Source organism: Vibrio sp. 10N.261.52.A1 (genome assembly GCF_002876325.1).
GTDB classification, from domain to species: Bacteria; Pseudomonadota; Gammaproteobacteria; order Enterobacterales; family Vibrionaceae; genus Vibrio; species Vibrio chagasii.
In genome coordinates this window covers 1-599 of the sequence record NZ_MCYD01000334.1, presented here as the reverse complement: position 1 = coordinate 599, position 599 = coordinate 1, and the positions used below count along the sequence as shown (strand labels likewise).

1 pseudogene is annotated in these 599 nt (G+C 43.9%); it reads right to left on the bottom strand.

What is annotated here, in order from left to right:
• A pseudogene (locus BCT81_RS29110) lies at positions 1–599 on the bottom strand (hypothetical protein); the annotation flags it as partial.

The window sequence follows — 599 nt, the reverse complement described above, 5'->3', positions numbered from 1 at the left end:
GTATACATATTATCTGCTTGTTCTTTTACTAATTCTGCATCAATAGGAAGATACATTCTTACGAGGAAGTTACCACCTTGCTCTACGGTCGCATTCCCCAAACCTTTCTTGCAATTGGTAGTGAATGAAAATGAATTCCCATTATCTTTCATTTCAGAATGGGGAATATAAAAATCATTTTCATGAATCCAACCATCCTCTCCATAAAAAGTTGCAGATAGATAGCCGTTATTTTTCCAATCTAAAGCCGGTTTTTCTATCGTCCAAGTTTGGCATTTTCCTGAAGTCACTTGAAGGGGAACATATTGAGCGGTATCCATAGGTAGTCCACCCCATCCATAAGCGGCCGCATATAGGTAGTTATGCGGATCCACGTCTTCTAGCGTTTTTCCGAAAGCATTGTGCCCGGCAATAGGCTGCTCACCAGAATTGACCTGACGAACTAACTCATCGCGGAAAGCAATCACTTCATCGGCATCAAAGCCTTTTGCCGGATATGGCCTTGCAGCGTTCGCTTCAAACTGAAGCTGACTTTGGCGACGCTTGGTGTCAGCATGGTCACCGTTGTCACGCGTTCTCGCCAGCAAGTAGACATACTC